1 protein-coding gene is annotated in these 602 nt (G+C 63.8%); it reads right to left on the bottom strand.

Features of this window, described 5'->3' with window-relative positions; genetic code table 11:
- On the bottom strand, positions 1 to 602 hold a 602-nt coding region (locus A5697_RS28075), incomplete at both ends, for a glycosyltransferase (protein WP_369806107.1).

The raw sequence follows: 602 nt of genomic DNA, 5'->3' as shown, positions 1-602 counted from the left end.
AACCGATCCACCTGCCCTGCCCAGATCTTCTGATCGCTCATGCTCCAGAGGCTCAATGTGGGCACTCCGGCGCGCAGGCCCGCTGCCGTGGTTCCCGCGCCGCTATGGTGTACCACGGCCCGGCAAGCGGGAAAGACCGCTGCGTAATTGACCGCGCTGACTACCTTGACGTGGTCCGAATGAGCGGCGCCACTGAAATCGGTTTTGCCAGAGCACACCAACGCCCGCTCGCCCAGCTCCGCGCAGGCCTCGCCGATCATGGTGATTGTCTCGGCCGGCGAATCGACCGTTGTGCTGCCGAAGCCGAAGCAGATGGGTGGTGTTCCCGCAGCGACCCACGATGCGACTTCGTCGTCGACATCCGTGGTCAGTTGCATTGTCAATGGGCCGACAAACGGCCGTAGGCCGTCCCATTTCGCCCATTCGTCCGCCAGTCCGGGAAAGCAAACCTCGTCGTACGCTTGGATTTCCAGCGACTTTCGCTGGGCGATCCGGCGCGGCGAGGGATGCGTTGCCTTGGGGAGCCCGAGTTCGCGGCGCTGCGTGTCCTCGACCTTCTTGTTCAGGCGCCAACTGAACCAGTCGAACGCCGTCATCGCCGA

The sequence above is a fragment of the Mycobacterium sp. E3251 genome, from assembly GCF_001666835.1.
Taxonomy (GTDB): Bacteria; Actinomycetota; Actinomycetes; order Mycobacteriales; family Mycobacteriaceae; genus Mycobacterium.
The sequence above is the reverse complement of the archived record's forward strand: the minus strand, read 5'-3'. Positions and strand labels throughout refer to the sequence as shown.